The organism is Vibrio chagasii (assembly GCA_041879415.1).
Taxonomy (GTDB): Bacteria; Pseudomonadota; Gammaproteobacteria; order Enterobacterales; family Vibrionaceae; genus Vibrio.
In genome coordinates, this window is record CP090851.1 from 1,986,512 (window position 1) to 2,012,366 (window position 25,855).

The window sequence follows — 25,855 nt, forward strand, 5'->3', positions numbered from 1 at the left end:
GTCTACTCTATAGGCTCTTTTAGCTTTTGTACAAAATTGCGCTTTTGGTCGGTAATAGTGCTTTTAGCTTTAGAATCAAAGCTCGGGATAATGCTTTCTAATTGAGAGCGAGGTCGTGCTACGCTGGTACTTGGCGAAAAATTGACAAATGAATGGCTGAATCATGCCAATAATTCTCACCAACCTTAGGCTACCCTTCGAGAGATATAATGAAAAAAACCGTAGCACTTCTGTTCTTCTTAAGCCTATCAGGCTGCACTCATAACCAGTCGAAAGCGTTAAGCATGAACTCTTCGTCCGTAAATTCATACCCGCAGTCGATGTCGAACCTACAACTGTGCGACACTTTGTATTACGGAAGACCGAGTAATCAAACACTGGCCGCTATTGGCAGCGAATTCAACCGTAGAGGTCTGTCAAAGCGTTGGTGTGATACCGAAACCAATAAGCTTTATTTAACCAAGACAATTGATTGGGTTGCTGAGCAAGTTGAAGGCAAAGAAGAGTCTGAAGAAGCATCAGCAGTGGTGTTGCCTGCGAATTAAGAAATTAAAGCATATTGAACAAGAAAATTGAAAAGCTTCAGATAGCAAAAAGCCGCTCGTTAAGAGCGGCTTTTTTAAAGGGTGGGAACCCAGCCACATCCCGGCACACAAGTCACACGCTGCGGCTGCTTCCTTCCGGACCTGACCGAGTTCACGAGCTATTGTTGCGGGAGGACCAGGCCCCCATAGATTCGTTTTCTAAGAGGCTTGCCTCAAAGAGTGAGTGGATTATTAAGCATCCCGGCAACCATTGCAAGCTCTTCCCCTTTCTTTTTGAGCAATTGTGGTCTAAGTGCTTATCCTTTATTCAAACCACCAGTAAATTGCAGGTAAATTCACCATTTACCTGCGATTTGAAGTTCTCACATAACATCATCTAGATTGAATAGACACTAGATATCGATGTCTTCGTTATCTTCAGTACGAATGATGTAGTCCGTCATCCATGCCGTTCCTAACAAACATAGCCAGACTACAAATACAGGGCTTGGTACTTCAATGCTCGGTGTAATCACCAGTGCTGCAAAGCCAGCAGTTGGTAGCGTCCAACACAGTAACTTATTCCAACGGAAGGTTTTCAACTTCGTCATCGCTTCCATTGACGCCATGATGCCCGTCACACACAAGGCCACAAGCGCTGCATAAGGTAAGTCGGCTATCCAAAGAGGCAAGATTAACCCTAATGACCACCAACTGTGTCGACTCGCAGGTTTAAGATGATTAGCAGCCCACCAAATAACCATGATGGACAAGACTTGTAATAGAGTTACCCATGGTGTGCCATCAAGCTTGCCTGCTGATTGCGTGACCATAATCCCAACCTGCAAAGTAGTCACGATCAAACCAGAAATAATCACTACCGACAAACTACTGCGTCTTGAGAAAACCACCATTAACAGTGGGAACAACACCCACGCGCTAACAGAGAGCGTGATTGGCTGTAGAGGAAGGGTTAAGCCATAAGTCGTCATGGCAGCAAGTAAAGCTAAACCTGCGATACCACCCTGCGGTAAGATCCATAACGCAGGAATCACCATCGCCAGTACAGGGATATCTCCCTCACTTAAACTGATTGCTCTCGCACAAACAACGGCTAATAATGTTGTAATTAGAAATTGAAACGTTGAAAAGACCATAGCTCTCTCCTTCTACCGATCCGTGGTATTCATGAACTAGGAATATTTAGTATGGACCAATTTTTAGCCCAAATCTTTGCTGTGATTCACCAAATTCCATATGGAAAAGTAACAACTTATGGAGACATAGCACGTTTCTCGGGTTTTCCGGGCTATGCACGCCATGTGGGAAAAGCATTGGGTAATTTACCTGAAGGTAGCAAACTTCCTTGGTATCGAGTGATCAACAGTAAAGGCGAGATTTCCTTGAAAGGCGACTCATTTGAACGCCAAAAGAAGCATTTGGTGGAAGAAGGGATTGAAGTGAGTGACGCAGGAAAAGTTAAACTCAGAATATACAAATGGCAGCCCTAGAGCTGCCATCGTTCGCCTATTCAACTGGCTAGATTAAGCCAATCAAGATGCCTTAACGCTGGCATCCATTTCTAATTAGCGAACACCAACCAAGCGTAGGTCAGCGTGTTGTGTGTTTTCTACATCTGTAATCACAGACTTGATGGTATCTGTTGTGAAACGTAGTTTGCCGTCAACATAGATCGTTGCGCGCATGTTGTAACGGTGGTTAGGCTGAATCTTGTTGTCGTCGTAGCTTAGCTCGAACGCAAACGGTACTTGCTTACCATCGGTTGTGAACTCTTGAGTCGCGATAACCGTTGATGGAGCATCTGCTAGTGAAATATCTTCTAGCGTTACAGTAACCAGTGCATTCTCTGGTAATGCAATTCTTTCGCGGTAGCTAACTGTTCCTGAAATCACTTGAGTATTCTCTGCAACCACTTCCTGAGAAGCGTTCGTTTCTGATGTTGTTTGGCAACCGACTAACAGGCCAAACGATACTAAAGACGTTAGAAGAATTAGAGCCTTTTTCATATTCAATTTCTCTCAACATGTTTGCCGGACTCGGCAAATCTACGGACTAATTATAAGAGAGCTTTCATATTCTGTCTTGAAACCCTATGATTTATTGACAGATATCTGACTAAGCTAAATGATTAACACCATAATCTGACACTCATTTTACGAAGAGGAATGCTGGCGATGAGTCAACCTTTAAAAGAATTACTAAGTTTACTTCAGCTAGAGAAGCTGGAAGAAGGTTTATTCCGTGGGCAAAGTGAAAACCTCGGTCTTCCACAGGTTTATGGCGGTCAGGTCCTAGGACAAGCACTTTCTGCTGCTCGTTATACCGTTGAAGACGACCGTAGTGTTCACTCGTTTCACAGTTATTTTCTATTCCCTGGCGACCCTGAAAAGCCGATTATTTACGATGTGGAAAATCTCAGAGATGGACGCAGCTTCAGTACCCGCCGTGTTAAAGCGATTCAAAATGGCCGCCCTATTTTCTACCTGACGGCTTCTTACCACGGTGACGCACCGGGCTTTGAACACCAAAATCCGATGCCTGATATTCCAGGGCCGGAAAACTTTGCGTCTGAAACTGAGCTTGCTAGCCATATTGCGGAGTTCTTACCGGAGAAGTTGCGTAAAACTTTCTGTGGTGAAAAGCCCATTGAGATGCGCCCTGTAACGGTTGTTAACCCACTCAAACCTAAAAAGACGGAAGCGAAGCAGTACCTTTGGGTTAGAGCGAACGGCGCGATGCCAGATAACCACTTGATTCACCAATACCTGCTTGCTTACGCTTCTGATTGGGGTTTCTTAGTTACTGCGCTTCACCCACATGAAGTCTCTCTAATGACGCCAAACTTTCAAGTGGCAACGATAGACCACTCAATCTGGTTCCACCGCCCATTCAAAATGGATGAATGGCTACTTTACGCGATTGAAAGCCCAACAGCGGCCAACACTCGCGGCCTAGTGCGCGGTGAGATTTACAACCAGAAAGGTGATTTAGTCGCGACAGCCGTTCAAGAAGGTGTGATGCGCTTTACTAAGTAGTGATCAAATACTTCTGAGCATCTGTAAGCAAACGCTTGAAACGAAAAGAGGCTAGGTATCACACCTAGCCTCTTCTCTTTTTAATCACAATGGCAGTTCAACGAAACCGTATTTAGTTACCCTGCTCAACCGGCTTAGACTCGCCTTGTACTCGCGTTTTGATACCATCACCCGCATCTCGTAACAAGTTAAATGGCGATAACACCACGCCTTTCACCGCGCCTTCTGCCGCGCCTTGAGCGAGCTCCTTACTCTTGTCAGCCAACAGGTTAGCTTGCACCAAAATCGCAGGGACTTCGGCTCTCAGCATCTCAGACTCGGCAATCACCACAGGAATCGTTTGTTCTCGGTAGGACTTACTTTCAGCAAGCATAGGTGGCATAACATCAACACGGTAGCGCTTAAGTTCGGTCAGCGTTGGCGGAATCACATCCGTTCTCACCTGTCCGACTTCAACTCGAACATTTTTCACTTCGTCTAGGATAGCTGGAATTTTACTGTCGACCGATGCGACCGTTTTGTTCACCTTCTCTACCGTCTTTCTTACATCTTCAACGGTACTCAACATCTGTGGTGCCAACTCGTCGACGTGCTCCGCCAGTATCAGAAACTCTTCGACTTTTAGCTCTTTGGTGAGCACGGAAAGATCCTCAATAACCTGAGGATAGGTATCGACAATTTCACCGACTTTATTGGTGAATGAATAAATGGTGTAGCCAAGGTAAAAAATGGCGATAGCTAACACGAGCTGAATAGCAGTAGAAACTTTTGCAAACATGAATAATCCTTTTCTTCATCGCAGAGGCGATATCTAAACTCGAAACACAATCTTTAAAATGGTTATAGCGGTAGCGCGGTGGTGTACTTTAATGGCTCCATCGCAAACGTAGAAGTAACGTTTGATATACCATCCACACTATTAACCAAGCGCTTATAGAACTCATCAAAGCACTTCATGTCTTTAACCTGCACCTTCATCATGTAATCGTACTCGCCCGCCATGCGGTAGAACTCCATCACTTCTGGGAATTCCGACACAGTATTCACAAAACGACCATACCACTCATGAGAATGATCGCTGGTTTTCACCAATACGAACGCGGTAAAAGAAAGATCTAACTTTTCAGGGTTCAGCAATGCCACTCTTTTTTCGATGATGCCATTCTCTTCCAAACGCTTTAAACGTTTCCAGCAAGGCGTTGTGGTGAGGTTGACTGCTTCAGAAATGTCGTTCAATGACAGGGTGCTGTCTTCTTGTAATAACGCTAATATTTTTTTATCTACGGCATCTATCACACTTTCACCAAATCGCTTTTAAATAGAATAATTTTCTACATTTTAGTCAAAATAAAGCAAATATGGCAAAGTTTTTCTCTCCAGATCTAGCTAAATTAAAACCATACCAATTACAAAAAATTCCTACACTCGATCAGGAGAACGATTATGTGCACTGACCATCAATGGATTAACAACGCGATTCGTAAAATTGAAGCGGACTACCAACGCTCTGCGGATACGCACCTTATCAAACTAGACCTTCCAAGCATTGAAGGCATTGATATTTACCTTAAAGATGAAAGTACACACCCAACAGGCTCTTTGAAGCACCGTTTGGCGCGCTCTCTGTTCTTATACGCTATCTGTAACGGTTGGGTTGGCCCAGAAACTACGATCATTGAATCTTCATCTGGTAGTACGGCAGTGTCTGAAGCTTACTTCGCTCGCCTACTTGGCCTTCCATTTATCGCGGTAATGCCAAAGTGCACAGCGAAGAAAAAGATCGAGCAAATTGAATTTTACGGCGGCCAAGCACACCTAGTTGACCGCTCTGACCAAATTTACGATGAGTCTCGCCGTTTAGCAGCGGAACTTAATGGTCATTACATGGACCAATTTACTTACGCTGAGCGCGCAACCGACTGGCGTGGTAACAACAACATCGCAAACTCGATTTTCAATCAGATGCAGATGGAAGATCACCCGGTTCCAACTTGGGTTGTAATGAGCCCGGGTACTGGTGGTACTTCAGCAACGATCGGCCGTTTCATTCGTTACCAACAGCATGAGACTAAGCTTTGCGTTGTCGACCCTGAAAACTCAGTTTTCCACGAGTATTACAAAACAGGCAATACAGAAGTAAAAGGCAGCACATTCAGCAAAATTGAAGGCATTGGTCGCCCTCGTGCAGAACCAAGCTTTATTCCAGGTGTGGTTGACGAAATGCGTAAGATCCCAGACGCGGCAAGTATTGCAACGACACATTGGTTATCTGACATTCTAGGCCGTAAGGTTGGCGCATCTACGGGTACCAACATGTACGGTGTGCTTCAACTGGCAAGTGAAATGAAAGCGCGTGGAGAGAAAGGCTCTATCGTGACTCTGCTTTGTGATAGCGGCGAGCGTTACCTAGACACTTACTTCAATGACGAGTGGGTGAACAACAACATTGGCGACCTACAACCTTACGCAGCAAAATTAGAAGCTTTCTCTCAAACGGGTGAGCTAGCTTAAGCGCCAAGAAAAGCACAAGCTTTCAAATAAAAAAGAGCCCTTAATGGGCTCTTTTTGTGTGTCTTTAGTTAGCGATAAGCCAAGGCTATTCTGGCTTCTGCTTCGCTTCAAAAGCAGCCAGTTGCTCTGGTGTTGCTTTTGGTTGGTAGTTTTGTTTCCACTCATCGTAAGTCATGCCATAAACACGCTCACGAGCATCATCGATATCAAGATCTAAGCCTTGTTGTTCCGCTTCTGCTTTGTACCACTTGCTGAAGCAGTTACGACAGAAGCCAGCCAAGATCATCAGATCAATGTTCTGAACATCTTTGTTGTTGTCTAAGTGTGCTAATAGGCGACGAAAGGTTGCTGCATCCAGCTTGTCTTGTTCTTCTTGAGAAAGATCTTTGTATTTAAATTCAGCCACTTTGGTGTCCCTTAATAGTTTTCATTTTTTAATGTATTGAGCAGATATTGTTATACAAAAAAAGCCCGCATTTCGCTAGGAGCAAACGCAGGCTTTTCAAAACATTCACAGATAAACCGGAACTCTCATGAAACGATTACAAAACGTATTTATCCTTTTAGCTTCTCTTATCCTAAGCGCTACTGCTTATGCATCTCCATCAGAGGGAAAACAATACACGCTTTTAGAAAAACCTTATTCGACCGAGTATCAAGTAGACAAATTCTTTTCATTGACCTGCATGCCTTGTTGGCAGATGACAGAGTTACTTAAAGATAAGGAAGGCTCTGGTGAACTGGAATTGCATCGTACTCACGTGATTTTTAACGACTCGACCTTACAAGCTGCGGGTATTTACTACACCGTATTGGCTCAAAAGCCAGTTCTGTCTCATGAACTTTTGAGTGAGTTATTCTCGCTGGTTCAAACTAAAAACCCACTTCAAGAAACGGATATCGATGCTTTTTTCAAAGAACACAACCTTGTGAAACAAGAAGACATGACTCAAGACCAACAACAGCAATGGGCTAAGTTTATGGAAGATGCTGTTTCTAAAACCGAGCAAGCGTCGATTAGCAGCATTCCGAGCTTTATTATTAATGGGCGCTATATGGTGAAACTAAGAGGCCACCGCTCTATGGAAGAATTGCTCGAAACCATTAAATACCTGAAAGAGCAATAGAGTCTCACTCTTTTCTGGCACCATTCGCAGTACCAAATAAAGAGCCCGACAACGAGTAAGTTGTCGGGCTTTCATCAATTACTTGTCTATACCACTAAATTAACCGTGGCTAGTTCGACCTATGTTGTCATGGCTTAGCTCTTTGTTGAGCACCGCTTCGACGTGACCAGGTGAACGAGTGGTACCAGAAATCAATCGATACATCGCTGGGATTACGAATAGAGTTACCAAGGTCGCAAAGCCCATACCAAAGAAGATAACCGTACCTACTGCTACACGGCTTTCATAACCCGCACCTGTTGAGGTAATCAATGGGATAGCACCTGCTAGCGTGGTAAATGCCGTCATCATGATTGGTCGTAAGCGTCGAGCAGAAGCATCAATGATGGCTTTTTCAAACTCAATACCGCGGTCACGCAGTTGGTTAGCAAACTCAACGATCAAGATACCGTTTTTGGTTACCATACCGATCAACATGATCATACCAATCTGGCTGTAGACGTTGAGCCCCTGACTCATCACTACCAAGCCCAAGAAGCCACCAAAGATACCCATAGGTACAGTGAACATCACCACTAACGGGTTAATGAAGCTCTCGAACTGCGCCGCCAATACCAAGTACGCCACCAACATCGCTAATGCAAACACAACTAAGATACTCGATTGGTTCTCTTTGAAGTCTTTAGACTCGCCCGAATAGCTTACCGAAATATCACCCGGTAGTTGCTCAATCGCTTGTTCATCAAGAAAATCCAGAGCTTCACCTAACGTGTAACCTTCCATCAGGTTAGCTTTAATCGTTATCGACTTCTGCTTGTTGTAGTGAGACAAACGAATCGATGATGCGACTTCTTCAATGTGAGTCAAAGTATCTAGCGTCACCAACTCACCAGACTGAGTTCGCATATAGATTTGGCTCAAGTCATTGGCATTGTTGAAGCTGTTTTCGTCACCACGCAGGTAAACATCGTATTCTTCACCACGTTCCACAAAGGTTGTCTCACTGCGACCGCCCAGCATGATTTCTAAGGTGTCGGAAATGTCAGAAACACTCACACCCAGCTCTGCTGCACGCTGCTTGTCTACAGTAACCAGTAGCTCAGGCGTTTTCTCTGAGTAGTCAATATCTGCGCCTTCCATCATCGGCGAATCTTCAGCGGCTTGCTTTAAGATCTCTGCCCACTTTTGCAGTTCAGAGTAATCTGAGCCACCAAGCACGAATTGTACTGGTTCACTCGACCCGCCTCGGAAACCGGGCATGAATGGAAACACTCGTACATCAGGAATACCGGCTAGTGACTTACGAACTTCATTCAGCGCTTCTTGCGCGGTCACGTCACGCTCGTCCCAATCTTCGAGGATCATGATAACAAAGCCCGTTTGGTCACCGGCATTACCACCAAATGCTGGTGATTGAATGCTGAATGACTTCAAGAAGCCTTGACCAAGCAATGGCATTAGACGTTCTTCAACAATGTCCATGTTGGCAGACATGCGGTTATAACTGGTTGCATCAGCACCACGGACAAACGCAAAGATAACACCACGGTCTTCTTGCGGAGTCAGCTGCGCAGGCACTTGTTGCATCAAACCATAGCTACCACCCAAGCATGCGATAATGATGATAGGAGCAGCCCAACGCCAATTTAACGCGCGGCGTAATACCGAGCGGTATCCAGATTCTAATTTGCCAAATACACGTTCAACAAACAGGTTAAAGCGGTTTGGTTTCACGTTCGCTTTTAAGATCTTACTGCCTAGCACTGGCGTTAGTGTCAATGCGACTAGCGACGAGAAGATCACCGACATAGCAAGCAATACAGAGAACTCGGTAAACAGAAGGCCAACCATACCGTCCATGAACGAGATTGGTAGGAATACCATCACTAATACAAGTGTCGTTGCGATTACCGCGAAGCCAACCTCTCGTGTCCCTTTATAGGCCGCAAGCAGTGGCGACTCACCACGTTCAATGTGGTGGAAAATGTTCTCAACCACCACGATTGCATCATCAACTACCAAGCCAATCGATAGAATAAGTGCCATCAAGGTAATCAGGTTGATGGAGAAACCGAAGTAGTAAGCCGCAATAAACGACGAGATCAAAGATACAGGTACGGTTACCGCAGGGATAAGCGTGGCACGAGCTTGACCGATAAAGATGTACAGTACGAGGATAACCAAGCCACCCGTGATAAAGAGTGTGCTGTACACCTCTGAAATAGAACGGTCGATGAACACGGTCGAGTCATAATCGACAGCCAAACGCGTACCATCTGGCAAGAACTTCTGAATCGCTTCCACTTCTTTGTGTACTAAGTCAGCAACCTCAAGTGGGTTGGCATCTGACTGAGGCACGATACCCATACTGACGTTAACAACGCCATCACTCTTAAAGGTCGAGTTTTCGTTCTCTGCGCCAATGTAAACATCAGCGACATCTTTAAGATAAATCGGCGTGTTGTCAGAAGCGCGCTTGACCACTAGGTATTCAAAATCTTCCGCTTCTGTGTATGAACGAGCGGTACGAACCGACATCACGATCGCGTCATTACGAACTTCACCGCCCGGGCTCTCGATATTCTCATTGTTCAATGCAGACGTAATATCAGATGTAGTAACCCCACGCCCAGCCATTTCAGCAGGCTTTAGCTTCACGTACATGACTTTGTACAAGCCACCCGAGATATCCACCGAACTTACGCCGGAGATCAAACTAAATCGGTCAATCAATACACGCTCTGTGTAATCGGTCAACTGCGTTCGGTCCATCTCAGTAGAGCTTAGGTTGATGTAAACCGAAGCCTCACCACTACCGTTGTTCTTGTAAACAATCGGGTCATCAGCTTCGTCAGGCAGAGAGCGCTGTGCACGAGCAACGGCGTCACGAACGTCACTCACTCCAGTATTCAGGTCGTAACCCAATTCAAAGGTAATCGTAATACGCGACATACCGTTGCGAGTGGTGGACTCGATCTCATCAATACCACTGATACCGGATAATTGGTCTTCAAGATTGGAGGTTATTTGACTCTCGATGATGGTCGCTGATGCGCCTTCGTAACGCGTGCTGATCGATACCACAGGGCTTTCGATATCAGGCATCTCACGAACGGCAAGCTTACTAAAAGAAACAATACCAAACACAACCAATAGCAAGCTCAATACGACAGCTGCTACCGGTCTCTTTACTGAAACATCAGATAACAACATTAGTTAGCGCCTTCTTGTGCTGTTTTCTCGGTTGCTGAGTCAGCCGGTCGGTTTATAGCAAGTTCCTGAACCTGAACACCATCACGCATGTTCACGATGCCCTGAACGACAATTTTCTGGCCAATCTCGATACCCTTTTCAATCACAACTTCGTTGTCGATACGAGCACCAAGGAAGACTTCCGTTCGCGTTGCCTTGTTATCTTCACCAACCACATAAACAAAGCGTTTAGTACCTGAGTACTCCAGGGCTTGAACGGGAATGATTGGTGCTTCAATTGGTGGGAAGTCCATCGCCGCCGACACCAACATGCCCGGCTTTAGATAATCATTGTTGTTGTCGAAATTAATTCGAACTCGAAGGTTTAATGTCTCTGCGTTGATACGAGAATCAATGCCAACCACTGAACCTGTAAATTCTGTATCTCCCCATGCACTGGTGCGAGCTGTCACTTTCATACCTTTAGATAGCTTAGAAAGGTAACGTTCAGGGATCTGAAGGTCTAACTGCATGACTGAAAGGTCATCTAGGGTTACCAGTTCAGTACCCGCGGTCACCATTTTGCCGCGGCTAAAATCGATGAAACCGACTGTACCTGAGAATGGTGCACTAATGTGAAGATCTTTTAGGTTGGCATTTGCTGCCGCCAAACGAGCGTTGGCGATCTCTACATTGGTTTTCTGTGCGTCAATTTCGGTTTGCGTGATCGCGTTACGTTTCACCAAGCGTTCAAATTCCGCTAGTTTACGTTTCTCGTCTTTTAGATACGCTTGCGCTTCTGCAACTGCAGCTTTTGCCTTATCGTCATCTAACTGAACCAACATCTGACCTTTAGTCACATCTTGATTCGCTTTAATGTTGATAGAGTCAACGCGTCCAGCCACCTCAGAAGTGATCATCACTGATTGCTCAGCTTCTAGTTTTCCAACTAGAGAAAGGGATTGGCTAACTTGGTGAATATCAACCTGCTCAGTAACAACAGTGACAGTGCTCGGGCCCATGCGCTTTGCAAGTACGGCTGGAGACGCCATAAGAATAGACAAGCTCAGCAGGGTTAAAACAGATTTATTTTTCATAATTATGGTCTGCAAGTAAGTTTTGTAGCAATCACAGTGAGTAAGTGGTCAGCAATAGCGTAGGAAAAAGGCTTGAAAACAAGGCTGCTCTTTTCAACAGGATAGCTTCGATAAGTAGTTATCCTACAATCAAAAATCCTAACGCAGCTGTCGAGCATTTTAATAAGCTAGAACGACAAGTTACTTACTACGATTGGTATTATTCTCTATAAATGAAATTAACCGTATTCTATCAACTGATGAATGCTGTAACGTCAAGAAGTGTAAATCTAGATTAAATTTCGTTTACGTTTCGTGGTGGTTTATCCAAAACAACAGCAAGACAGAAAGCCAATAACCTCAAGGCGTTACCCACCAGTACGTAAACCTTAGTACAGATGTTCACTTCACGAGCAATATGCGTACTTTTCGCCATCTTTGCCCAAAAAGGCAGCATTTAACACAAAACCATAAGAAAAACCCTTTACAGGTTTAACGTGTTTGCTATGATGCGCTCCGCACTTGAGAGATGCGTTGGGAAAAACATCTCTTTAGCCTATCCATTATGAGTTAGGAAAAACACCCTGGAGGGGTTCCCGAGTGGCCAAAGGGAGCAGACTGTAAATCTGCCGGCACTGCCTTCGATGGTTCGAATCCGTCTCCCTCCACCATATTTCTTCTTACCTCTACCTAAGAGTTAAGAGACCAACCTAGTTGATGGGCTTATGGGAAAACATCAATTTAGGCTTACTTTGTGAAAAGTAAGACACACCCTGGAGGGGTTCCCGAGTGGCCAAAGGGAGCAGACTGTAAATCTGCCGGCACTGCCTTCGATGGTTCGAATCCGTCTCCCTCCACCATATTCTTCTTATCTCTACCTTAGAGTTAAGAGAACAACCTAATTGATGGGCTTATGGGAAAACATCAATTTAGGCTTACTTTGTGAAGAGTAAGACACACCCTGGAGGGGTTCCCGAGTGGCCAAAGGGAGCAGACTGTAAATCTGCCGGCACTGCCTTCGATGGTTCGAATCCGTCTCCCTCCACCATATTCTTCTTACCTCTACCTAGAGTTAAGAGACCAACCTAGTTGATGGGCTTATGGGAAAACATCAATTTAGGCTTACTTTGTGAAGAGTAAGACACACCCTGGAGGGGTTCCCGAGTGGCCAAAGGGAGCAGACTGTAAATCTGCCGGCACTGCCTTCGATGGTTCGAATCCGTCTCCCTCCACCATATTCTTCTTACCTCTACCTAGGAGTTAAGAGACCAACCTAGTTGATGGGCTTATGGGAAAACATCAATTTAGGCTTACTTTGTGAAAAGTAAGACACACCCTGGAGGGGTTCCCGAGTGGCCAAAGGGAGCAGACTGTAAATCTGCCGGCACTGCCTTCGATGGTTCGAATCCGTCTCCCTCCACCATATTCTTCTTACCTCTACCTAAGAGTTAAGAGAACAACCTGATTGATGGGCTTATGGGAAAACATCAATTTAGGCTTACTTTGTGAAGAGTAAGACACACCCTGGAGGGGTTCCCGAGTGGCCAAAGGGAGCAGACTGTAAATCTGCCGGCACTGCCTTCGATGGTTCGAATCCGTCTCCCTCCACCATACTCTTCTTACCTCTACCTAAGAGTTAAGAGAACAACCTAGTTGATGGGCTTTATGGGAAAACATCAATTTAGGCTTACTTTGTGAAGAGTAAGACACACCCTGGAGGGGTTCCCGAGTGGCCAAAGGGAGCAGACTGTAAATCTGCCGGCACTGCCTTCGATGGTTCGAATCCGTCTCCCTCCACCATATTATCCTTAATTGGAAAATCGAAAAGCCAACTCATTGAGTTGGCTTTTTTCGTTTCTAACATTCCATATCTCTCAGCGTAACTTCTCTTCTAAACGTTAGAACACTGCAATACCGATCTTATCGTAAGGTAGTTGATACCTTTGAACTTACCGATGAATCAATCACTCCAAACTTCCATATGACGCTTACAAACCAAATAAGCTGCGCAACCTAAGCAGTTTGTCGAAACAGGGTCTTCGCAATCATCCACGATGTTCTGTATCTGCTGCGATGAAAGTTCAGGCTCTAATATAGGCTCAAAAAACCTCGTCATATCAACCAACTCCTCGGTTTCATTTAGTTACGTAACTAATTAGAAATATTAAAAGTGAGTAACTTGCATTGAGGTTAGCCCACCTTATTCCCAAGCCTTCCCTAACTCGTTCTCTTCCAGACACTTGCAGAGTAAACGACCAGACACAAAAAAGCCCCTACAGATTTCCCTGCAGGGGCTTTCAATAATCAAAGCACTGGTTTACTAACTTATTCTGTTAGCCGTGCCAGAGATTAACCTTGAATACCAACAATCAACCAAGGTGCGTTGTCAGTTGTTAGATCACGCTCTAAGTGCCAGATATCAGTGATGTCTTCTTCGATACCTTCCGCAGAATCACGGTAGCGACCGCTAAACTGTAGGCTTAGCTGTGCTTTGCTGCCGTCATGGTCTGCACGAACGATTTCAGCATCAACGTACATTACGTCTGTGTGCTGATCACCGTCTAGCTTGCTACGCTCAGCTTTTAGGTCTTCGAAAAGGCTTGGAGACACGTACTCTTCAATCGTGCTTAGCTCGTTGTGGTTCCATGCACCTTGCAGTGTACGGTAGTGCTCACGAGAGCCGTTGATGAATGCCGCTTGATCAAAACCCGGTGGGTAGTTATGTGGAACATCGCTTTGTGCACCAAAACCAAAGCCACCAGCAGTGCCTTGTGATTGAGGTTGTGCTTGCTCGAAGTTATGAACATTTGGCTGTTGCGTTGGTTGTTCAAACTTGTTTTGTCCCATACCGCCGAATGCTGGCTGTTGGCCACGTGCATTCTGCTGATTCATAGACCCCTGCTTCGCGCCAAGCATGCCACGTAGGAACTTAAACGCTAGGAAAGCAATCAGACCCATAATCAGAATATCCATGAACTGGATACCTTCAAATGCGCCACCGAAGAATGCTGCTAGTAGACCACCTGCAAGTAAACCGCCTAGCAGACCGCCCATTAGGCCTTTCTTGCTAGAGTTAGCCGCTGTGTTCTTACCTGCTTGATCTTGTCGGATTGAATTCGTGTTCTGTTGTTGCTGTTTGGGTGCAGGAGCCGTTTTGAAACTCTTACCAAAAGACTTACCACCACCAAACTTTTTCGCTTCCGCGATTGGTGTCACCGCGACTGATACCATCAGAATCGCGACTAGTGAGAAAAATCGTTTCATTATTATCCTTTATAGGTTTCTTTATCTTTCGACACCTTAATCATACTCGTTAACAAAGCACAATGAAATATTCACTGTGTTTACACATGTTTCATAATATTGCGGCGATTAGTTGATTACTAAACTAGCGAAAGGATTGACGGCACTCAGGGGCAGCATTAAAATATTGAACGATGTTCATTTACTAGAAACTACTCATGGCACGCAGAAACGACCACACTCGAGAACAATTGATCCAGCTGACTTTAAATACAGTGACAGATTTTTTAGAGCAGCACTCCTATCACGAGTTGAGCCTACGAAAAATCGCGAACATGATTGGTTATGTACCAAGTACCCTGGTAAATGTTTTCGGTAACTACAACCTTTTGCTTCTTCATGTCGTCGCCAAAACACTAGATGAACTCGCGGCTGAATCTGCAGCTGCCGTTGAACAATCAAGCAATGCGCAACAAGCATTATTTAATCTTGCATACTGCTACCATGACTTTGCGCAAAAGCACCCACACCGTTGGCAGCTTATCTTTGAACACAACATGAACGGTGAAAACCTACCTGAATGGCAATCCAACCGTATTGATAAGATGACTGGCATGCTAGAGCAATTGTTAATCGCAATTGCACCTGAACATACGGAAAGCGAAGTTGTTAAAGCGAGCCGCGTATTATGGTCTGGCGTGCACGGAATTACACTTCTGAGTGTTGACGATAAGTTTTTCGCATCTGAGCCTATCGATGGTAAAGAGTTGATTAATAACCTAGTCTCAAACTACTTAACCAACTGGTAAGCATTCAAGGAAAGACAATGAACAACAGCAGCCAATCTTCGCTGTTAACGCAAAAAAGGTTCCTACCCTATTTTATTACCCAGTTTCTGGGAGCCTTTAACGACAACATCTTCAAAAATGTTCTGTTGCTGTTTGTTGCTTTCGCAAGCGTAGACACACTACCTATCTCCAGCAACCTATTCATAAATTTGGCGGCTGGCTTATTTATTCTGCCCTTCTTCCTGTTCTCTGCTTTGGCTGGCGTACTGGCTGACAAATACGAAAAATCTTGGTTTATCCGTAAAGTGAAGCTGCTTGAAGTGGTGATCATGTCGCTGGGTGCGATTGGTTTTATCTACGAAAGCTACGGGATCTTACTTCTACTTCTGTTTCTAATGGGGACGCAGAGTGCCTTCTTCGGACCAGTAAAATATGCGCTACTCCCTCAGCAACTAAAAACAAAAGAACTCGTTTCAGGTAACGCATTAGTTGAGACAGGTACATTTCTAGCCATTCTGATTGGTACTTTGGGTGCCGGTATTATTGCATCGGAAGAGAGCGCGAAGCTGGTTGCAGCAATTTGTATAGTGTCATTTGCTGTACTTGGCTATGTATCAAGCTGCTTTATTCCTGAAGCACCAAGCAATGCGCCAGATCTTAAAGTGAAATGGCAGCCAATCAAGCTGACCAAAGCAACACTCGCGATTGCAAAAAAAGACCGCCCAACCTTCCAGGCTTTAATGTCTATCAGCTGGTTTTGGTTCCTAGGCGCTACCTATTTAACCCAATTCCCAAATTTCACTAAGCTGCATTTGAATGGCACTGAGAGTTCGGTTGCCTTTTTGCTGGCTCTATTCTCTGTGGGTATTGCCATTGGCTCTCTAGCCTGTGACAAGCTTTCAAATCACCGAATTGAGATTGGCATTGTGCCAATGGGCAGTTTAGGAATTTCAATTTTTGGCTTGTTGATGGCGACATCCATCCCTGAGTCTTTGCCCGAGTTTAGCTCTTTTCAGCAATTTGTGACTTATTCAGAGCTATGGCCGTTGTTTGCTTATCTACTGCTGCTTGGCATCTCTGGTGGTATCTTTATTGTGCCGCTTTATTCACTGATGCAGTTACGCGCGAAACCAGACGAACGTGCTCAAGTAATTGCAGGGCTAAATATCTACAACTCGCTGTTCATGGTAGGTAGCGCTGTGATGGGCATCGTATGCTTAAGCGTGCTTGAACTATCCATCCCACAGCTGTTTATACTGCTGGCGCTATTGAACACTTTCGTGATGCTTTACCTGTTCTATCAGGTACCCATTTACGCCTTCCGCTTCTTCACTTGGGTCGTCACTCACACCATGTACCGCGTTAAGCACAAGAATCTGCACAACCTGCCTGAGAATGGTGGAGCGTTGATTGTTTGTAACCACGTCAGCTATATGGATGCACTCCTGCTCAGCGCGGTATGTCCTCGCCTGATTCGTTTTGTCATGGAAGAAGACTATGCCAAGCTTCCACCATTAAGACGCTTCTTGAAAAGAGCTGGAGTGATTCCTATCTCATCCACCAACCGCCGCTCGATTCGCAACGCTTTCAACGAGGTCGAACAAGCACTGCATGAAGGTCATATCGTGTGTATCTTCCCGGAAGGTAAACTCACCTCAGATGGCGAGGTTGCGGAATTCATGCGTGGCATGGAGCTGATTATCCGACGCTCTCCCGTACCAGTCATTCCAATGGCTCTCAAAGGATTATGGGGCAGCTACTTTAGCCGCTATAAAGGTCGAGCATGCAAAGGATTACCGACTCGTTTCTGGACCAAGCTAGAGATCGAAGCAGGTGAGCCAATTTCGCCGGCCGACGCCTCTTGTGAAACCCTGCGTCAGGCCGTTGCTGATCTGCGTGGCTCTCAAAGGTAATTAGCTTAAAATAGGTCCAAATGCCCCTCCTGAACAGACGTTTAGTTTTTCTTAACGTTTGTTCAATTCATTTAGACTTACTTATCATCAAGTTAAGCGTATAGTCTTCGCTACGCTGCCATAACCAGAAACGATAAAAACAATATAATGAAAATGAATAAATCCATTCCATTTTATCTCGCTGCTCTATTTTGCTTAACCCCATGGGTAAGTTCACCTACCGCGCTGGTTGTCGGTTTTCTGCTTGCAAGCTTAGGCTTAGTGCCTGAAAACGTAGAGGTTGGAAAAATCACTAAAAAGCTACTGGCCTACTCAATTGTCGGCTTGGGCTTTGGCATTCAGTTTGAGAAAGCACTAGCGGTGACTGGTGACGGTATTGGTTTGATCATTACCACTATCATCGGCACATTGGTTATTGGCTGGTTCTTAGCAAAACGTATAGGGCTGGACCGTACTACGGGTTACCTGATTTCTTCTGGTACTGCAATTTGTGGTGGTAGTGCGATTGCTGCGGTCGCCCCAGCCATCAAAGCAGAAGACGAACAGATTGGTTTAGCATTGGCTACCGTCTTTGTATTGAACTCTGTAGCACTGTTCTTATTCCCGATGATTGGTCATGCGCTTGAATTGAGCCAACAAACGTTCGGTACCTGGGCAGCCATCGCGATTCACGATACTTCTTCAGTTGTTGGTGCCGCATCTGCATATGGTGAAGAAGCACTGACGACCGCGACAACACTTAAGCTCGCTCGTGCGCTATGGATCATCCCAATCGCGTTGGTCAGCGCAATGATCTTCAAGAGTGATCAAAAGAAGATTACCGTGCCTTACTTCATTTTCTTCTACTGCGCGGCTATCGCAGTCAGCGACTTATTGCCACAATTTGAAGTGGTATACCAAGGCATCTTTGACGTGTCTAAGCGTGCATTGGTTGTGTGCCTATTTTTAATTGGCTGCGGTATCTCTGTAGAGAAACTGAAAGCGGCGGGACCAAAACCGTTGATGTTTGGTATTACGATGTGGGTGATGATTTCTACAGGTTCATTAGCGTGGTTGACCCTCGCATAACCTCTACGGAGTTAAATCTCTAACAAAATAACGAAGCTCGAATATCGAAACAAAAAAGGCAAAGCTCATATGGGCTTTGCCTTTATCGTTTTTGAAACTTTTTAACCAAATCGCTATTCAAACAGGGGCTTATCACTCTTCTTGCTCTCTCTTTTCATCAAAACCAATACCACAACTAACACAAATGCAGTAAGTTCAGCTAACGAACGCGTCAGCCCCGACGATGTGATAGCTTGGCCTATCTGCAGTAGCACTGCAATGATGAGGGCAATTTTCATAATAAGACCTTATTCTATAATCCGTTATTTATATGGCTTATTATGATGGATGGTTATAAAGATAATAAATTCTGTTTTGAACTATCTAATTGCTAAATTAACTAACCTAGTTCAACTGCCCTTCTAACCATTTGATAAAAGTTCTTACTTTAGGCCGCTTTTCGGTACCGAGTGGGCAGATAAGATCATACCCTTTATCTGTCTCCATGCTTGGGTAAGGCGTAATCAGCTCTCCCGTCTCAATGTACTGCTTCACGAAGTGATAGCGCCCCATCGCAACGCCAATATTACAGAGAGCACTCTTAACGCCCATATCTCGGTGGCTCACACAATAAAACTGCTCGAACAGATTCACATCCAAATGATTGTGCTTAATCCAGCGCTGCCAGACGTCGGAGCCTAACGCATGAATAAAGTTAATCCTATGAAGCGACTCTAGACCATCATCAAAGATTTTGTGTTCTGCGGCATAACTCGGCGTACAAACCGGAATGTATTTTTCACCAAACAGGCGTTGTCGGTGCATGTCTTTAAGATCTTCCGCACCGTAATAGATAGCTATATCAAGATGGTTTTGGTGAAAATCCTGTTCCTCTTGCGAGAAGATATTGAGATTAAATTTAGGGTATCTTTTCTTAAAGTCCGCAAGCCTAGGCAACAACCAACTATTAGCAAACGCCGGGCTAGTACCAATATTGATCTGCCCATAGAGATCGGTGTTGGTAATGTCTTCAATCTCACCAAAAATCGAGCTTAACGACTTAGACAAAGTTCGTTGAAAGCGCTGACCTTCTTCGGTCAACTCAAGCTTGCGTGTGCCTCGTACAAACAAGTTAAAGCCAAGCTCACCTTCTAACACCTTAATGCGATGACTCACCGCTCCTTGTGTTAAATGAAGCTTTTTAGCAGCCAGCGTAAAGCTCATTTTCTCTGCTGCGACATTAAAGGTATGAAGATTTCTAAGTAAAGACTGATGGTTTGCCATAAGCACTCATGCATTAAAAATTTTAATTCATGGTACTACCCGTTTCGTTTGTTTGCATTAAGAAATAAGTTTCTAATAGCCGCAGTTACTTAAAATACTGCATTGATCAATATTTGGTTGCAAATACTGATGCGCAGAAACATTAAAAAAATTAATTTAAAAATTTAGGGGCACGTATGAATATACTTGGGTATATGCAAAAAGTAGGTAAGGCATTGATGGTTCCCGTAGCCACACTGCCAGCTGCCGCAATCCTTATGGGTATTGGCTACTGGTTGGATCCTGTTGGATGGGGTTCGGAAAGTATTTTGGCCGCATTCTTGATCAAATCTGGCGGTGCAATCATCGATAACATGGCAGTTCTCTTTGCTGTCGGTGTCGCATTTGGCTTAAGCCGAGACAAAAATGGCTCCGCGGCGCTGTCTGGTTTCGTGATGTTCCTTGTCGTCACCACGTTGCTAAACCCAGGCTCAGTCGCACAGTTGCTTAATGTTGAGGCAAGTGAAGTGCCAGCCGCTTTTGGAAAAATCAGCAACCAATTTGTCGGTATTATCGTGGGTATCATCTCTGCTGAGATCTACAACCGCTACTCGACCGTTGAATTGCCTCAAGCTCTCGCATTCTTCAGCGGTAAACGCTTAGTTCCTATCCTGACTTCGGTTGCAGGTATGGCGCTTTCATTTGCTCTTCTTTACATCTGGCCTGCAGTTTACGACGCACTTATCGTGCTAGGTATCAAGCTAGAGAGCATGGGCGCGGTCGGTGCGGGTCTATTTGGTTTCTTCAACCGCTTGTTCCTATCCGTAGGTATGCACCACGCACTGTACCCAGTGTTCTGGTTCGACGTTGTTGGTATTAACGACATTCCAAATTTCTTGGGCGGCGCGCAATCTATTGCTAACGGCACAGGTATCCCTGGTAAAACAGGTATGTACCAAGCGGGCTTCTTCCCAATCATGATGTTTGGTCTACCGGCAGCAGCATTGGCTATGTACCACTGCTCTGATGCGAAAAATAAGAACCAAGTATTCGCTATCATGCTTGCGGCGGCTATGGCTTCATTCTTCACAGGTATTACAGAGCCGCTAGAGTTCAGCTTCATGTTCTTGGCTCCGGTACTGTTCCTACTGCACGCTGTGCTAACAGGTCTATCACTTTACATTGCGGCAAGCATGGAATGGATGGCAGGCTTCGGATTCTCAGCAGGGTTTGTTGACCTGGTTCTGTCTAGCCAAAACCCACTAGCAGTAAACTGGTACATGCTATTGGTTCAAGGTGTTGTGTTCTTCGCGCTGTACTACTGCATCTTCCGCTTCGCTATCATCAAATTCAACCTACGTACTCCAGGTCGTGGTGAAGAGATGGAAGCTGAAGGCGAGACTGCATCCCCTGAAGCACTCGTGAACCTAACTAACAACTACATTGAAGCGATTGGCGGTGCAGACAACATCCTAGAAGTTGATAACTGCATCACTCGCCTACGCCTAACGGTAAAAGACTCTTCAATCGCCGACAGTGACAAACTGAAGAAACTAGGAGCAGCAGGTGTGGTTCCGGTGGGTAAAGGTGGACTGCAAGTTATCATTGGCTTAGGAAAAGTGGATAAGGTCGCAGAACAAATGAAGAAGGCTCTCGCTTAACAAGATACCTTTGATGACAAGATAAGATAGTAAGAATTTGTGATGGCTTCACCACCATCACAACCCCCTGAAGCGCAATTACGACTAGTCACCGTGTATTGCGCTTCGTTTTATTTAGAACGAACCTCTTGTAACCACTGCGCCAATCCCGCTCTCGATACCTTGATGCCTAATTGTTCTTGCTCTGGCATGCGGTAGTAGTCGATAGGCAACTTAAATCGCTCCAGATTTCCTTGTAGCTGCTCGGCAAACCACGCTTTGGTTGGCATTTCATCACAGTCAATAATCGCAACAGGTCTAAAACCAAATTCACTGTCTTCAACGGGAATGATAAAGGCTTGCTTAACCTCGGGCAGCTGGCTAAGTGATCGCTCTATTTCTTCACAATGAATATTCTCACCGCCAGAAATAAACTGATTGTCAGCTCTACCAATAATCGATACTTGCTCGCCATTCCATTGACCAAGATCTTTACTATTAAACCAGCCATTCTCATCCACTAATGGGGTTAAAATGCCTTGATAGTAGTAACCAGAAGCGAGGGTATTGCCTCCAATATAGATACGTTGATTTTCAATTTTCAATTGACGATGATTAAGCACAAAACCTGCAGTGCTGCTCGCATCAACAGGCTTTGCCGTCACCGTTGAGGCCGCTTCCGTCATGCCATAACCAAGCCAAGTCTCAATCCCCATTTGCTGAGCTTCAAGGCCAAGTGCTTCTGGAATATGGCTACCGCCTAACAGCACATGAGTTAAAGTAAGTGCTTGCTTACTCTTTAATAACCTATGTAGTTGAGTAGCGACCAACGAAGCATGACTACACCCCTTTATATCTGACTCAAGCTGACCAATACCCATTTTTATACAGCCACCAGCAACGAGCCAACGATGAACAATCGCCAGCCCCGACACATGGTACGTAGGTAAACTTAGCAGCCACGTATCACTGCCTTTAAATTGGAAAGCGTCCAGTAACCCGGCAGCAGAACATAAGTGCTGCTCAAGTGTGTGAGCCACCGCTTTAGGATTTCCGGTAGAACCTGAAGTAAATACGATACTCGCGAGGTTTTGAGGACTGAAACAGGAAAGCTCTGCCGTTGCTGCTGGCTTGTCATCAACATTCAAATCAATCAAACAAGGCAATGTAAGTAACTTAGTGTTTGGTTCAGTAAAGTCCGATTGAATTAAACCACCACTTTCTAAGAGCCATAAGTAACGTCTATCCGACGGCCTATAAAGCGATTCAAGCTTTTGCGTTAAGCGAGCTGAAGGTTGAGGCATAGTGAACGCGCAAAGCACACCTAGGTTCAGTGCCGCTAGATAAACGGGGATCACTTCGGCTTGGTTCTTACCAACAATGGTCAACACATCGCCTTGAGAGAGGCCTTGTTCTGATAACTGTTGTTGGTAATCACTCACTAACGCCACAACTTGCAGCCAAGTGTAAGCACGGTTGGGAGTAACGAATGCTGTTTGATGTGGGTTCAGCTGCGCCCACTGTACCCAGAGCGGGTGATGATTAGATTGTAGGCGCATCATAAGATAACCAAGTTAAAGATTGAAAACTGATTGAGTCAGCCGGCCAATCGGCTTATGAAGACCAAATCAGCTGCTGCTGTTCAAGCGTCGCAACAGGAAGTTGGCAACCTGGCCATGCCACTTCTAGCTGTTGTTGATACAAACCAATCGTATCAAGCCCCGGCACTTCATTAGGCAAGTACTGCTGTGCCAATCGCGCAATCTGAGTTAAGCCAAGGCTCGACTCAATACTTGAGCTTAGAACAGGCTTAATACCAAGTTGCTGTGCACGTTCAATGATCGCCACACAACGCTCTACCGAGCCGATTAAGGTTGGTTTAATTACCACAGCCTTAACACCAGTTAAATCACTTAAATCAAACTCAGGCTTACGCACCGCTTCTTGCAATGTTTCGTCCCAAGCAATTGCTACACCGTGGTCGATGGCAAAAGCCAAGCTATCTTCTGGCTTTTGGCAAGGCTCTTCAATAAAGCTAATGCGCTGACGAAGTGATGGCGAAATGTATTTGATGAACTGCTTCGCTTTTTCAGACTTCCACGCTCGGTTAGCATCAAGTCGTAGCGTTAAATCAGGAATCGATTCAAGGAATAAGCTCACCAGCATCCCATCGCGGATCGCTTCGTAAAGACCCACTTTGACTTTAGCGACCTTCTCACCTTCCATCTCATTAAGCACAGGGATCAATTCATCTGGGTCACCAGTACATAGAGGTGCAGCTTGGTAGTTACCTTCCGCATTGAGTTCGCCTTGAAGCTCCATCAACGCCATTGAAAAACCAAACGCCACTGACGGATAAAGTTCATCGAATGGGGTATTAGGTTTGTTGTGACTCCAAAGCTCTAGCTCATTTTGTAACTGAATGCCAGCTTGCTCGGCATCTTCTTGGCTAAAGCCCGGCAACGGTGCGACTTCGCCAAAACCAGACTGACCATCACACTCAAGATGGATAATGTAGCCAACACGTTCGTTCAACTTATTATCACGCAGCACCACGCCACTATCCATAGGTAGTTGATAACGATACAGTTTAGCGTGACGCTGGGAATTCATTGAATTCATAAGGTTTCCTAAAAAACGGGAACATTAAAACAAAACGAGCCGCTATTTAGCGACTCATTCTGAAGAGGATAAAACTATGGGTTACGCGGGAATTTGTCGAAATCAGGTCGACGTTTCTCGTTAAACGCATTACGGCCTTCTTGGCCTTCCTCTGTCATGTAGAACATCATGGTTGCATTACCTGCAAGCTCTTGCAGACCTGCTTGGCCATCACAGTCGGCATTTAGCGCTGCTTTCAGACAACGTAGCGCCATTGGGCTGTGTTGCAGAACTTCACGACACCAACGAACGGTTTCTTTTTCTAGGTCAGCGACAGGCACAACCGTGTTCACCAAGCCCATATCCAATGCTTCTTGAGCATCGTAGAAACGGCATAGGAACCAGATTTCACGCGCTTTCTTCTGACCAACGATACGAGCCATGTAAGAAGCGCCCCAACCGCCATCGAACGAACCCACTTTAGGGCCAGTCTGACCAAATTGAGCGTTGTCTGCTGCAATAGTAAGGTCAGCCATCATATGAAGCACGTGACCACCACCTACAGCCCAACCCGATACCGCTGCGATTACTGGCTTAGGACAAGTACGGATTTGGCGTTGGAAATCAAGCACGTTCAGGTGGTGAGTACCTGAATCATCTTTGTAGCCGCCGTAGTCACCACGAATACTTTGGTCACCACCAGAACAGAACGCCTTCTCACCAAGGCCCGTTAGAATGATTACGCCAACTTTCTCGTCGTAACGAGCGTCAGCCAGAGCATTAATCATCTCTTTTACGGTTTGTGGACGGAACGCATTGTGCACTTGAGGGCGAGCAATCGTGATTTTCGCAATACCGTCATCAGACTTGTGGTATTGAATATCTTCATATTGACTGCTTTCATCGCGCCAGTTAACGGCTGCGTAAAGTTCTTCTTCTGTGATGCCTACTGTTTTAGCCATGGTGATTCCCATTGTTCTATTAGAGAGCGCGACTAGTGTAGAGTCGCGACGGTGTTGCTCTGCTTTCTATAGCGCTTGATACGAGAGACACGCTCAGTCAGTTCATCAACGACTGGCGATACATTGGATAATCAAGTTTGAAAACATCTCTGGTTGTTCAAAATGAACATTATGACCAGCGTAATCAACCTGACTATATTCAAAGCCACTATTCTCAGCTAGCTCCATGAATTTACGATCTTTTTCACCACACACATAGTGCAAAAGATGCTCATGAGATTTTAATGTAGCACGTAAATCAGGTTGCTTCGCTAACGAAGTAGATAACAACATATTTGCTACGGATACTCCAAGGTTACCACTACGCTTTATGACCAAAGTTTGTCTTTGCTCATGATTTAGTGAAGAAAAGACGCTTTGTTGGTACCAATCGTCTAAAACATCCTCAATCGACTGCTGTGCAAAGCGCACGGCCCATTGCGTATCATGTACTAACCTTTGTGCTCTTTCTTCGTCACACTCCAAGCCAAAGTTACCACCTTCGATGATGACTTTTTCAAGATTCAGTGTTTCAAAGCAAGGGCTTGTCACCCCATACATGGCGAGCCTTCCTCCCATTGAGTAGCCAATCACCACGATAGGATAATCTGCAGGAAGATCGTTCTCCTCCAACTGAGAAGTGATGCACTGAACAATCTTGGTGCAGCAGTGTTCAAAGCCTACAGGATCGATAAAACGGCTTTGTCCGTGTCCGGGTAAATCTATGCAAAGACGAGGAAAATCTTCGAGGAAGGGGTGACATGCACTCCAATCATCCCCGCTTCCGAGTAAACCATGTAAAAAAACAAGCAAAGGTTTGTCAGAAGGTACTTGCGCAGCTGGGTAGTAATTGGAGTAAAGCATGTAAAGTCC

At 45.2% G+C, this 25,855-nt stretch carries 25 protein-coding genes, 7 tRNA genes and 1 other RNA gene; 16 read left to right on the plus strand and 17 right to left on the minus strand.

What is annotated here, in order from left to right; genetic code table 11:
• The first annotated feature begins 209 nt into the window (after positions 1 to 209).
• The gene (locus tag L0991_08855; protein XGB61556.1) at positions 210 to 545 is read left to right on the plus strand and encodes a hypothetical protein; all 336 of its coding nucleotides are present in this window, start codon (positions 210 to 212) and stop codon (positions 543 to 545) included.
• 84 nt (positions 546 to 629) lie between these two features.
• Here the strand turns inward: L0991_08855 and ffs are convergent.
• Positions 630 to 726: signal recognition particle sRNA small type (gene ffs, locus L0991_08860), an RNA gene on the minus strand.
• A 211-nt stretch (positions 727 to 937) separates the two neighbouring features.
• Positions 938 to 1,681: a hypothetical protein gene (locus L0991_08865; protein ID XGB61557.1), complete on the minus strand. Its 744-nt coding sequence runs from the start codon at positions 1,679 to 1,681 to the stop codon at positions 938 to 940.
• Between the two features lie 51 nt (positions 1,682 to 1,732).
• Here L0991_08865 and L0991_08870 point away from each other — a divergent pair, with 51 nt between their 5' ends.
• Positions 1,733 to 2,035, plus strand: a complete 303-nt coding sequence (locus L0991_08870) for an MGMT family protein (protein ID XGB61558.1) — start codon at positions 1,733 to 1,735, stop codon at positions 2,033 to 2,035.
• Positions 2,036 to 2,110: 75 nt separating this feature from the next.
• On the opposite strand, the gene L0991_08875 is transcribed toward L0991_08870, so the two are convergent.
• Positions 2,111 to 2,551 (minus strand): YbaY family lipoprotein, encoded by a 441-nt coding sequence (locus L0991_08875; protein XGB61559.1) that lies wholly within the window; start codon positions 2,549 to 2,551, stop codon positions 2,111 to 2,113.
• Between the two features lie 168 nt (positions 2,552 to 2,719).
• Here L0991_08875 and tesB point away from each other — a divergent pair, with 168 nt between their 5' ends.
• Positions 2,720 to 3,580, plus strand: coding sequence for an acyl-CoA thioesterase II (gene tesB / locus L0991_08880; protein XGB61560.1), 861 nt, complete (start codon positions 2,720 to 2,722; stop codon positions 3,578 to 3,580).
• Positions 3,581 to 3,692: 112 nt separating this feature from the next.
• Here tesB and L0991_08885 read toward each other — a convergent pair whose 3' ends face one another.
• Positions 3,693 to 4,358: a hypothetical protein gene (locus L0991_08885; protein ID XGB61561.1), complete on the minus strand. Its 666-nt coding sequence runs from the start codon at positions 4,356 to 4,358 to the stop codon at positions 3,693 to 3,695.
• A 62-nt stretch (positions 4,359 to 4,420) separates the two neighbouring features.
• Positions 4,421 to 4,876, minus strand: coding sequence for an Lrp/AsnC family transcriptional regulator (locus L0991_08890; GenBank protein XGB61562.1), 456 nt, complete (start codon positions 4,874 to 4,876; stop codon positions 4,421 to 4,423).
• A gap of 147 nt (positions 4,877 to 5,023) precedes the next feature.
• Here L0991_08890 and L0991_08895 point away from each other — a divergent pair, with 147 nt between their 5' ends.
• Complete coding sequence (locus L0991_08895) at positions 5,024 to 6,091, plus strand: PLP-dependent cysteine synthase family protein (GenBank protein XGB61563.1); 1,068 nt, start codon at positions 5,024 to 5,026, stop codon at positions 6,089 to 6,091.
• An 85-nt stretch (positions 6,092 to 6,176) separates the two neighbouring features.
• Here the strand turns inward: L0991_08895 and L0991_08900 are convergent, their stop codons facing one another.
• Positions 6,177 to 6,497, minus strand: a complete 321-nt coding sequence (locus L0991_08900; GenBank protein ID XGB61564.1) for a DUF1244 domain-containing protein — start codon at positions 6,495 to 6,497, stop codon at positions 6,177 to 6,179.
• A gap of 127 nt (positions 6,498 to 6,624) precedes the next feature.
• On the opposite strand from L0991_08900, the gene L0991_08905 reads away from it, so the two are divergent.
• Entirely contained in the window at positions 6,625 to 7,218 is a 594-nt protein-coding gene (locus tag L0991_08905) for a thioredoxin domain-containing protein (protein ID XGB61565.1), read from the plus strand.
• A 99-nt stretch (positions 7,219 to 7,317) separates the two neighbouring features.
• Here L0991_08905 and vexH read toward each other — a convergent pair whose 3' ends face one another.
• From vexH to L0991_08920, 3 genes are all read right to left on the minus strand, one after another.
• Positions 7,318 to 10,431 carry a vibriobactin export RND transporter permease subunit VexH gene (gene vexH / locus L0991_08910; GenBank protein XGB61566.1) on the minus strand — a complete coding sequence of 1,038 codons (3,114 nt, stop codon included), beginning with the start codon at positions 10,429 to 10,431 and terminating at the stop codon, positions 7,318 to 7,320.
• The gene (locus tag L0991_08915; protein ID XGB61567.1) at positions 10,431 to 11,507 is read right to left on the minus strand and encodes an efflux RND transporter periplasmic adaptor subunit; all 1,077 of its coding nucleotides are present in this window, start codon (positions 11,505 to 11,507) and stop codon (positions 10,431 to 10,433) included. The genes vexH and L0991_08915 overlap by 1 nt, the downstream gene beginning before the upstream one ends.
• Before the next feature lie 274 nt (positions 11,508 to 11,781).
• Positions 11,782 to 11,943: a hypothetical protein gene (locus tag L0991_08920; protein XGB61568.1), complete on the minus strand. Its 162-nt coding sequence runs from the start codon at positions 11,941 to 11,943 to the stop codon at positions 11,782 to 11,784.
• 129 nt (positions 11,944 to 12,072) lie between these two features.
• Between L0991_08920 and L0991_08925 the strand changes: the two genes are divergently transcribed.
• The 7 genes from L0991_08925 to L0991_08955 all read left to right on the plus strand — a co-directional run bounded on the left by L0991_08925 (position 12,073) and on the right by L0991_08955 (position 13,286).
• Positions 12,073 to 12,157: transfer RNA gene (locus tag L0991_08925), tRNA-Tyr, on the plus strand.
• 104 nt (positions 12,158 to 12,261) lie between these two features.
• Positions 12,262 to 12,346 (plus strand) — tRNA-Tyr (locus L0991_08930).
• A gap of 103 nt (positions 12,347 to 12,449) precedes the next feature.
• Positions 12,450 to 12,534: transfer RNA gene (locus tag L0991_08935), tRNA-Tyr, on the plus strand.
• 102 nt (positions 12,535 to 12,636) lie between these two features.
• Positions 12,637 to 12,721 (plus strand) — tRNA-Tyr (locus L0991_08940).
• A gap of 103 nt (positions 12,722 to 12,824) precedes the next feature.
• Positions 12,825 to 12,909, plus strand: a tRNA-Tyr gene (locus tag L0991_08945).
• A gap of 103 nt (positions 12,910 to 13,012) precedes the next feature.
• Positions 13,013 to 13,097 (plus strand) — tRNA-Tyr (locus L0991_08950).
• A gap of 104 nt (positions 13,098 to 13,201) precedes the next feature.
• Positions 13,202 to 13,286, plus strand: a tRNA-Tyr gene (locus tag L0991_08955).
• 160 nt (positions 13,287 to 13,446) lie between these two features.
• Here the strand turns inward: L0991_08955 and L0991_08960 are convergent.
• Positions 13,447 to 13,602 (minus strand): hypothetical protein, encoded by a 156-nt coding sequence (locus L0991_08960; protein ID XGB61569.1) that lies wholly within the window; start codon positions 13,600 to 13,602, stop codon positions 13,447 to 13,449.
• Between the two features lie 233 nt (positions 13,603 to 13,835).
• The gene (locus L0991_08965) at positions 13,836 to 14,750 is read right to left on the minus strand and encodes a TIM44-like domain-containing protein (protein ID XGB61570.1); all 915 of its coding nucleotides are present in this window, start codon (positions 14,748 to 14,750) and stop codon (positions 13,836 to 13,838) included.
• 197 nt (positions 14,751 to 14,947) lie between these two features.
• On the opposite strand from L0991_08965, the gene L0991_08970 reads away from it, so the two are divergent.
• The 3 genes from L0991_08970 to L0991_08980 all read left to right on the plus strand — a co-directional run bounded on the left by L0991_08970 (position 14,948) and on the right by L0991_08980 (position 18,498).
• Positions 14,948 to 15,538: a WHG domain-containing protein gene (locus tag L0991_08970; GenBank protein ID XGB61571.1), complete on the plus strand. Its 591-nt coding sequence runs from the start codon at positions 14,948 to 14,950 to the stop codon at positions 15,536 to 15,538.
• A 17-nt stretch (positions 15,539 to 15,555) separates the two neighbouring features.
• Positions 15,556 to 17,430: an MFS transporter gene (locus tag L0991_08975; GenBank protein ID XGB61572.1), complete on the plus strand. Its 1,875-nt coding sequence runs from the start codon at positions 15,556 to 15,558 to the stop codon at positions 17,428 to 17,430.
• Between the two features lie 147 nt (positions 17,431 to 17,577).
• On the plus strand, positions 17,578 to 18,498 hold the full coding sequence (locus L0991_08980) for a putative sulfate exporter family transporter (protein ID XGB61573.1): 921 nt from the start codon (positions 17,578 to 17,580) through the stop codon (positions 18,496 to 18,498).
• Positions 18,499 to 18,611: 113 nt separating this feature from the next.
• On the opposite strand, the gene L0991_08985 is transcribed toward L0991_08980, so the two are convergent.
• Both L0991_08985 and L0991_08990 read right to left on the minus strand, forming a co-directional pair.
• The gene (locus tag L0991_08985) at positions 18,612 to 18,776 is read right to left on the minus strand and encodes a hypothetical protein (protein ID XGB61574.1); all 165 of its coding nucleotides are present in this window, start codon (positions 18,774 to 18,776) and stop codon (positions 18,612 to 18,614) included.
• A gap of 106 nt (positions 18,777 to 18,882) precedes the next feature.
• Positions 18,883 to 19,761, minus strand: coding sequence for a LysR substrate-binding domain-containing protein (locus L0991_08990; GenBank protein XGB61575.1), 879 nt, complete (start codon positions 19,759 to 19,761; stop codon positions 18,883 to 18,885).
• 194 nt (positions 19,762 to 19,955) lie between these two features.
• Here L0991_08990 and nagE point away from each other — a divergent pair, with 194 nt between their 5' ends.
• The gene (gene nagE, locus L0991_08995; protein XGB63876.1) at positions 19,956 to 21,401 is read left to right on the plus strand and encodes an N-acetylglucosamine-specific PTS transporter subunit IIBC; all 1,446 of its coding nucleotides are present in this window, start codon (positions 19,956 to 19,958) and stop codon (positions 21,399 to 21,401) included.
• A gap of 110 nt (positions 21,402 to 21,511) precedes the next feature.
• On the opposite strand, the gene menE is transcribed toward nagE, so the two are convergent.
• The 4 genes from menE to menH form a co-directional block, all read right to left on the minus strand.
• Positions 21,512 to 22,942, minus strand: coding sequence for an o-succinylbenzoate--CoA ligase (gene menE, locus L0991_09000; GenBank protein XGB61576.1), 1,431 nt, complete (start codon positions 22,940 to 22,942; stop codon positions 21,512 to 21,514).
• A 52-nt stretch (positions 22,943 to 22,994) separates the two neighbouring features.
• Positions 22,995 to 24,002 (minus strand): o-succinylbenzoate synthase, encoded by a 1,008-nt coding sequence (gene menC, locus L0991_09005; GenBank protein ID XGB61577.1) that lies wholly within the window; start codon positions 24,000 to 24,002, stop codon positions 22,995 to 22,997.
• Between the two features lie 74 nt (positions 24,003 to 24,076).
• Positions 24,077 to 24,943, minus strand: coding sequence for a 1,4-dihydroxy-2-naphthoyl-CoA synthase (gene menB, locus L0991_09010; protein XGB61578.1), 867 nt, complete (start codon positions 24,941 to 24,943; stop codon positions 24,077 to 24,079).
• Positions 24,944 to 25,048: 105 nt separating this feature from the next.
• Positions 25,049 to 25,846: a 2-succinyl-6-hydroxy-2,4-cyclohexadiene-1-carboxylate synthase gene (menH, locus tag L0991_09015; GenBank protein ID XGB61579.1), complete on the minus strand. Its 798-nt coding sequence runs from the start codon at positions 25,844 to 25,846 to the stop codon at positions 25,049 to 25,051.
• Between the last annotated feature and the right edge of the window lie 9 nt (positions 25,847 to 25,855).

Bases quoted from the DNA above. Each gene is read 5' to 3' on its own strand.
- L0991_08855 (XGB61556.1), top strand. From the start codon at position 210: ATGAAAAAAACCGTAGCACTTCTGTTCTTCTTAAGCCTATCAGGCTGC.
- L0991_08865 (XGB61557.1), bottom strand. From the start codon at position 1,681: ATGGTCTTTTCAACGTTTCAATTTCTAATTACAACATTATTAGCCGTT.
- L0991_08870 (XGB61558.1), top strand. From the start codon at position 1,733: ATGGACCAATTTTTAGCCCAAATCTTTGCTGTGATTCACCAAATTCCA.
- L0991_08875 (XGB61559.1), bottom strand. From the start codon at position 2,551: ATGAAAAAGGCTCTAATTCTTCTAACGTCTTTAGTATCGTTTGGCCTG.
- tesB (XGB61560.1), top strand. From the start codon at position 2,720: ATGAGTCAACCTTTAAAAGAATTACTAAGTTTACTTCAGCTAGAGAAG.
- L0991_08885 (XGB61561.1), bottom strand. From the start codon at position 4,358: ATGTTTGCAAAAGTTTCTACTGCTATTCAGCTCGTGTTAGCTATCGCC.
- L0991_08895 (XGB61563.1), top strand. From the start codon at position 5,024: ATGTGCACTGACCATCAATGGATTAACAACGCGATTCGTAAAATTGAA.
- L0991_08905 (XGB61565.1), top strand. From the start codon at position 6,625: ATGAAACGATTACAAAACGTATTTATCCTTTTAGCTTCTCTTATCCTA.
- vexH (XGB61566.1), bottom strand. From the start codon at position 10,431: ATGTTGTTATCTGATGTTTCAGTAAAGAGACCGGTAGCAGCTGTCGTA.
- L0991_08915 (XGB61567.1), bottom strand. From the start codon at position 11,507: ATGAAAAATAAATCTGTTTTAACCCTGCTGAGCTTGTCTATTCTTATG.
- L0991_08920 (XGB61568.1), bottom strand. From the start codon at position 11,943: ATGCTGCCTTTTTGGGCAAAGATGGCGAAAAGTACGCATATTGCTCGT.
- L0991_08960 (XGB61569.1), bottom strand. From the start codon at position 13,602: ATGACGAGGTTTTTTGAGCCTATATTAGAGCCTGAACTTTCATCGCAG.
- L0991_08965 (XGB61570.1), bottom strand. From the start codon at position 14,750: ATGAAACGATTTTTCTCACTAGTCGCGATTCTGATGGTATCAGTCGCG.
- L0991_08970 (XGB61571.1), top strand. From the start codon at position 14,948: ATGGCACGCAGAAACGACCACACTCGAGAACAATTGATCCAGCTGACT.
- L0991_08975 (XGB61572.1), top strand. From the start codon at position 15,556: ATGAACAACAGCAGCCAATCTTCGCTGTTAACGCAAAAAAGGTTCCTA.
- L0991_08980 (XGB61573.1), top strand. From the start codon at position 17,578: ATGAAAATGAATAAATCCATTCCATTTTATCTCGCTGCTCTATTTTGC.
- L0991_08985 (XGB61574.1), bottom strand. From the start codon at position 18,776: ATGAAAATTGCCCTCATCATTGCAGTGCTACTGCAGATAGGCCAAGCT.
- L0991_08990 (XGB61575.1), bottom strand. From the start codon at position 19,761: ATGGCAAACCATCAGTCTTTACTTAGAAATCTTCATACCTTTAATGTC.
- nagE (XGB63876.1), top strand. From the start codon at position 19,956: ATGCAAAAAGTAGGTAAGGCATTGATGGTTCCCGTAGCCACACTGCCA.
- menE (XGB61576.1), bottom strand. From the start codon at position 22,942: ATGATGCGCCTACAATCTAATCATCACCCGCTCTGGGTACAGTGGGCG.
- menC (XGB61577.1), bottom strand. From the start codon at position 24,002: ATGAATTCAATGAATTCCCAGCGTCACGCTAAACTGTATCGTTATCAA.
- menB (XGB61578.1), bottom strand. From the start codon at position 24,943: ATGGCTAAAACAGTAGGCATCACAGAAGAAGAACTTTACGCAGCCGTT.
- menH (XGB61579.1), bottom strand. From the start codon at position 25,846: ATGCTTTACTCCAATTACTACCCAGCTGCGCAAGTACCTTCTGACAAA.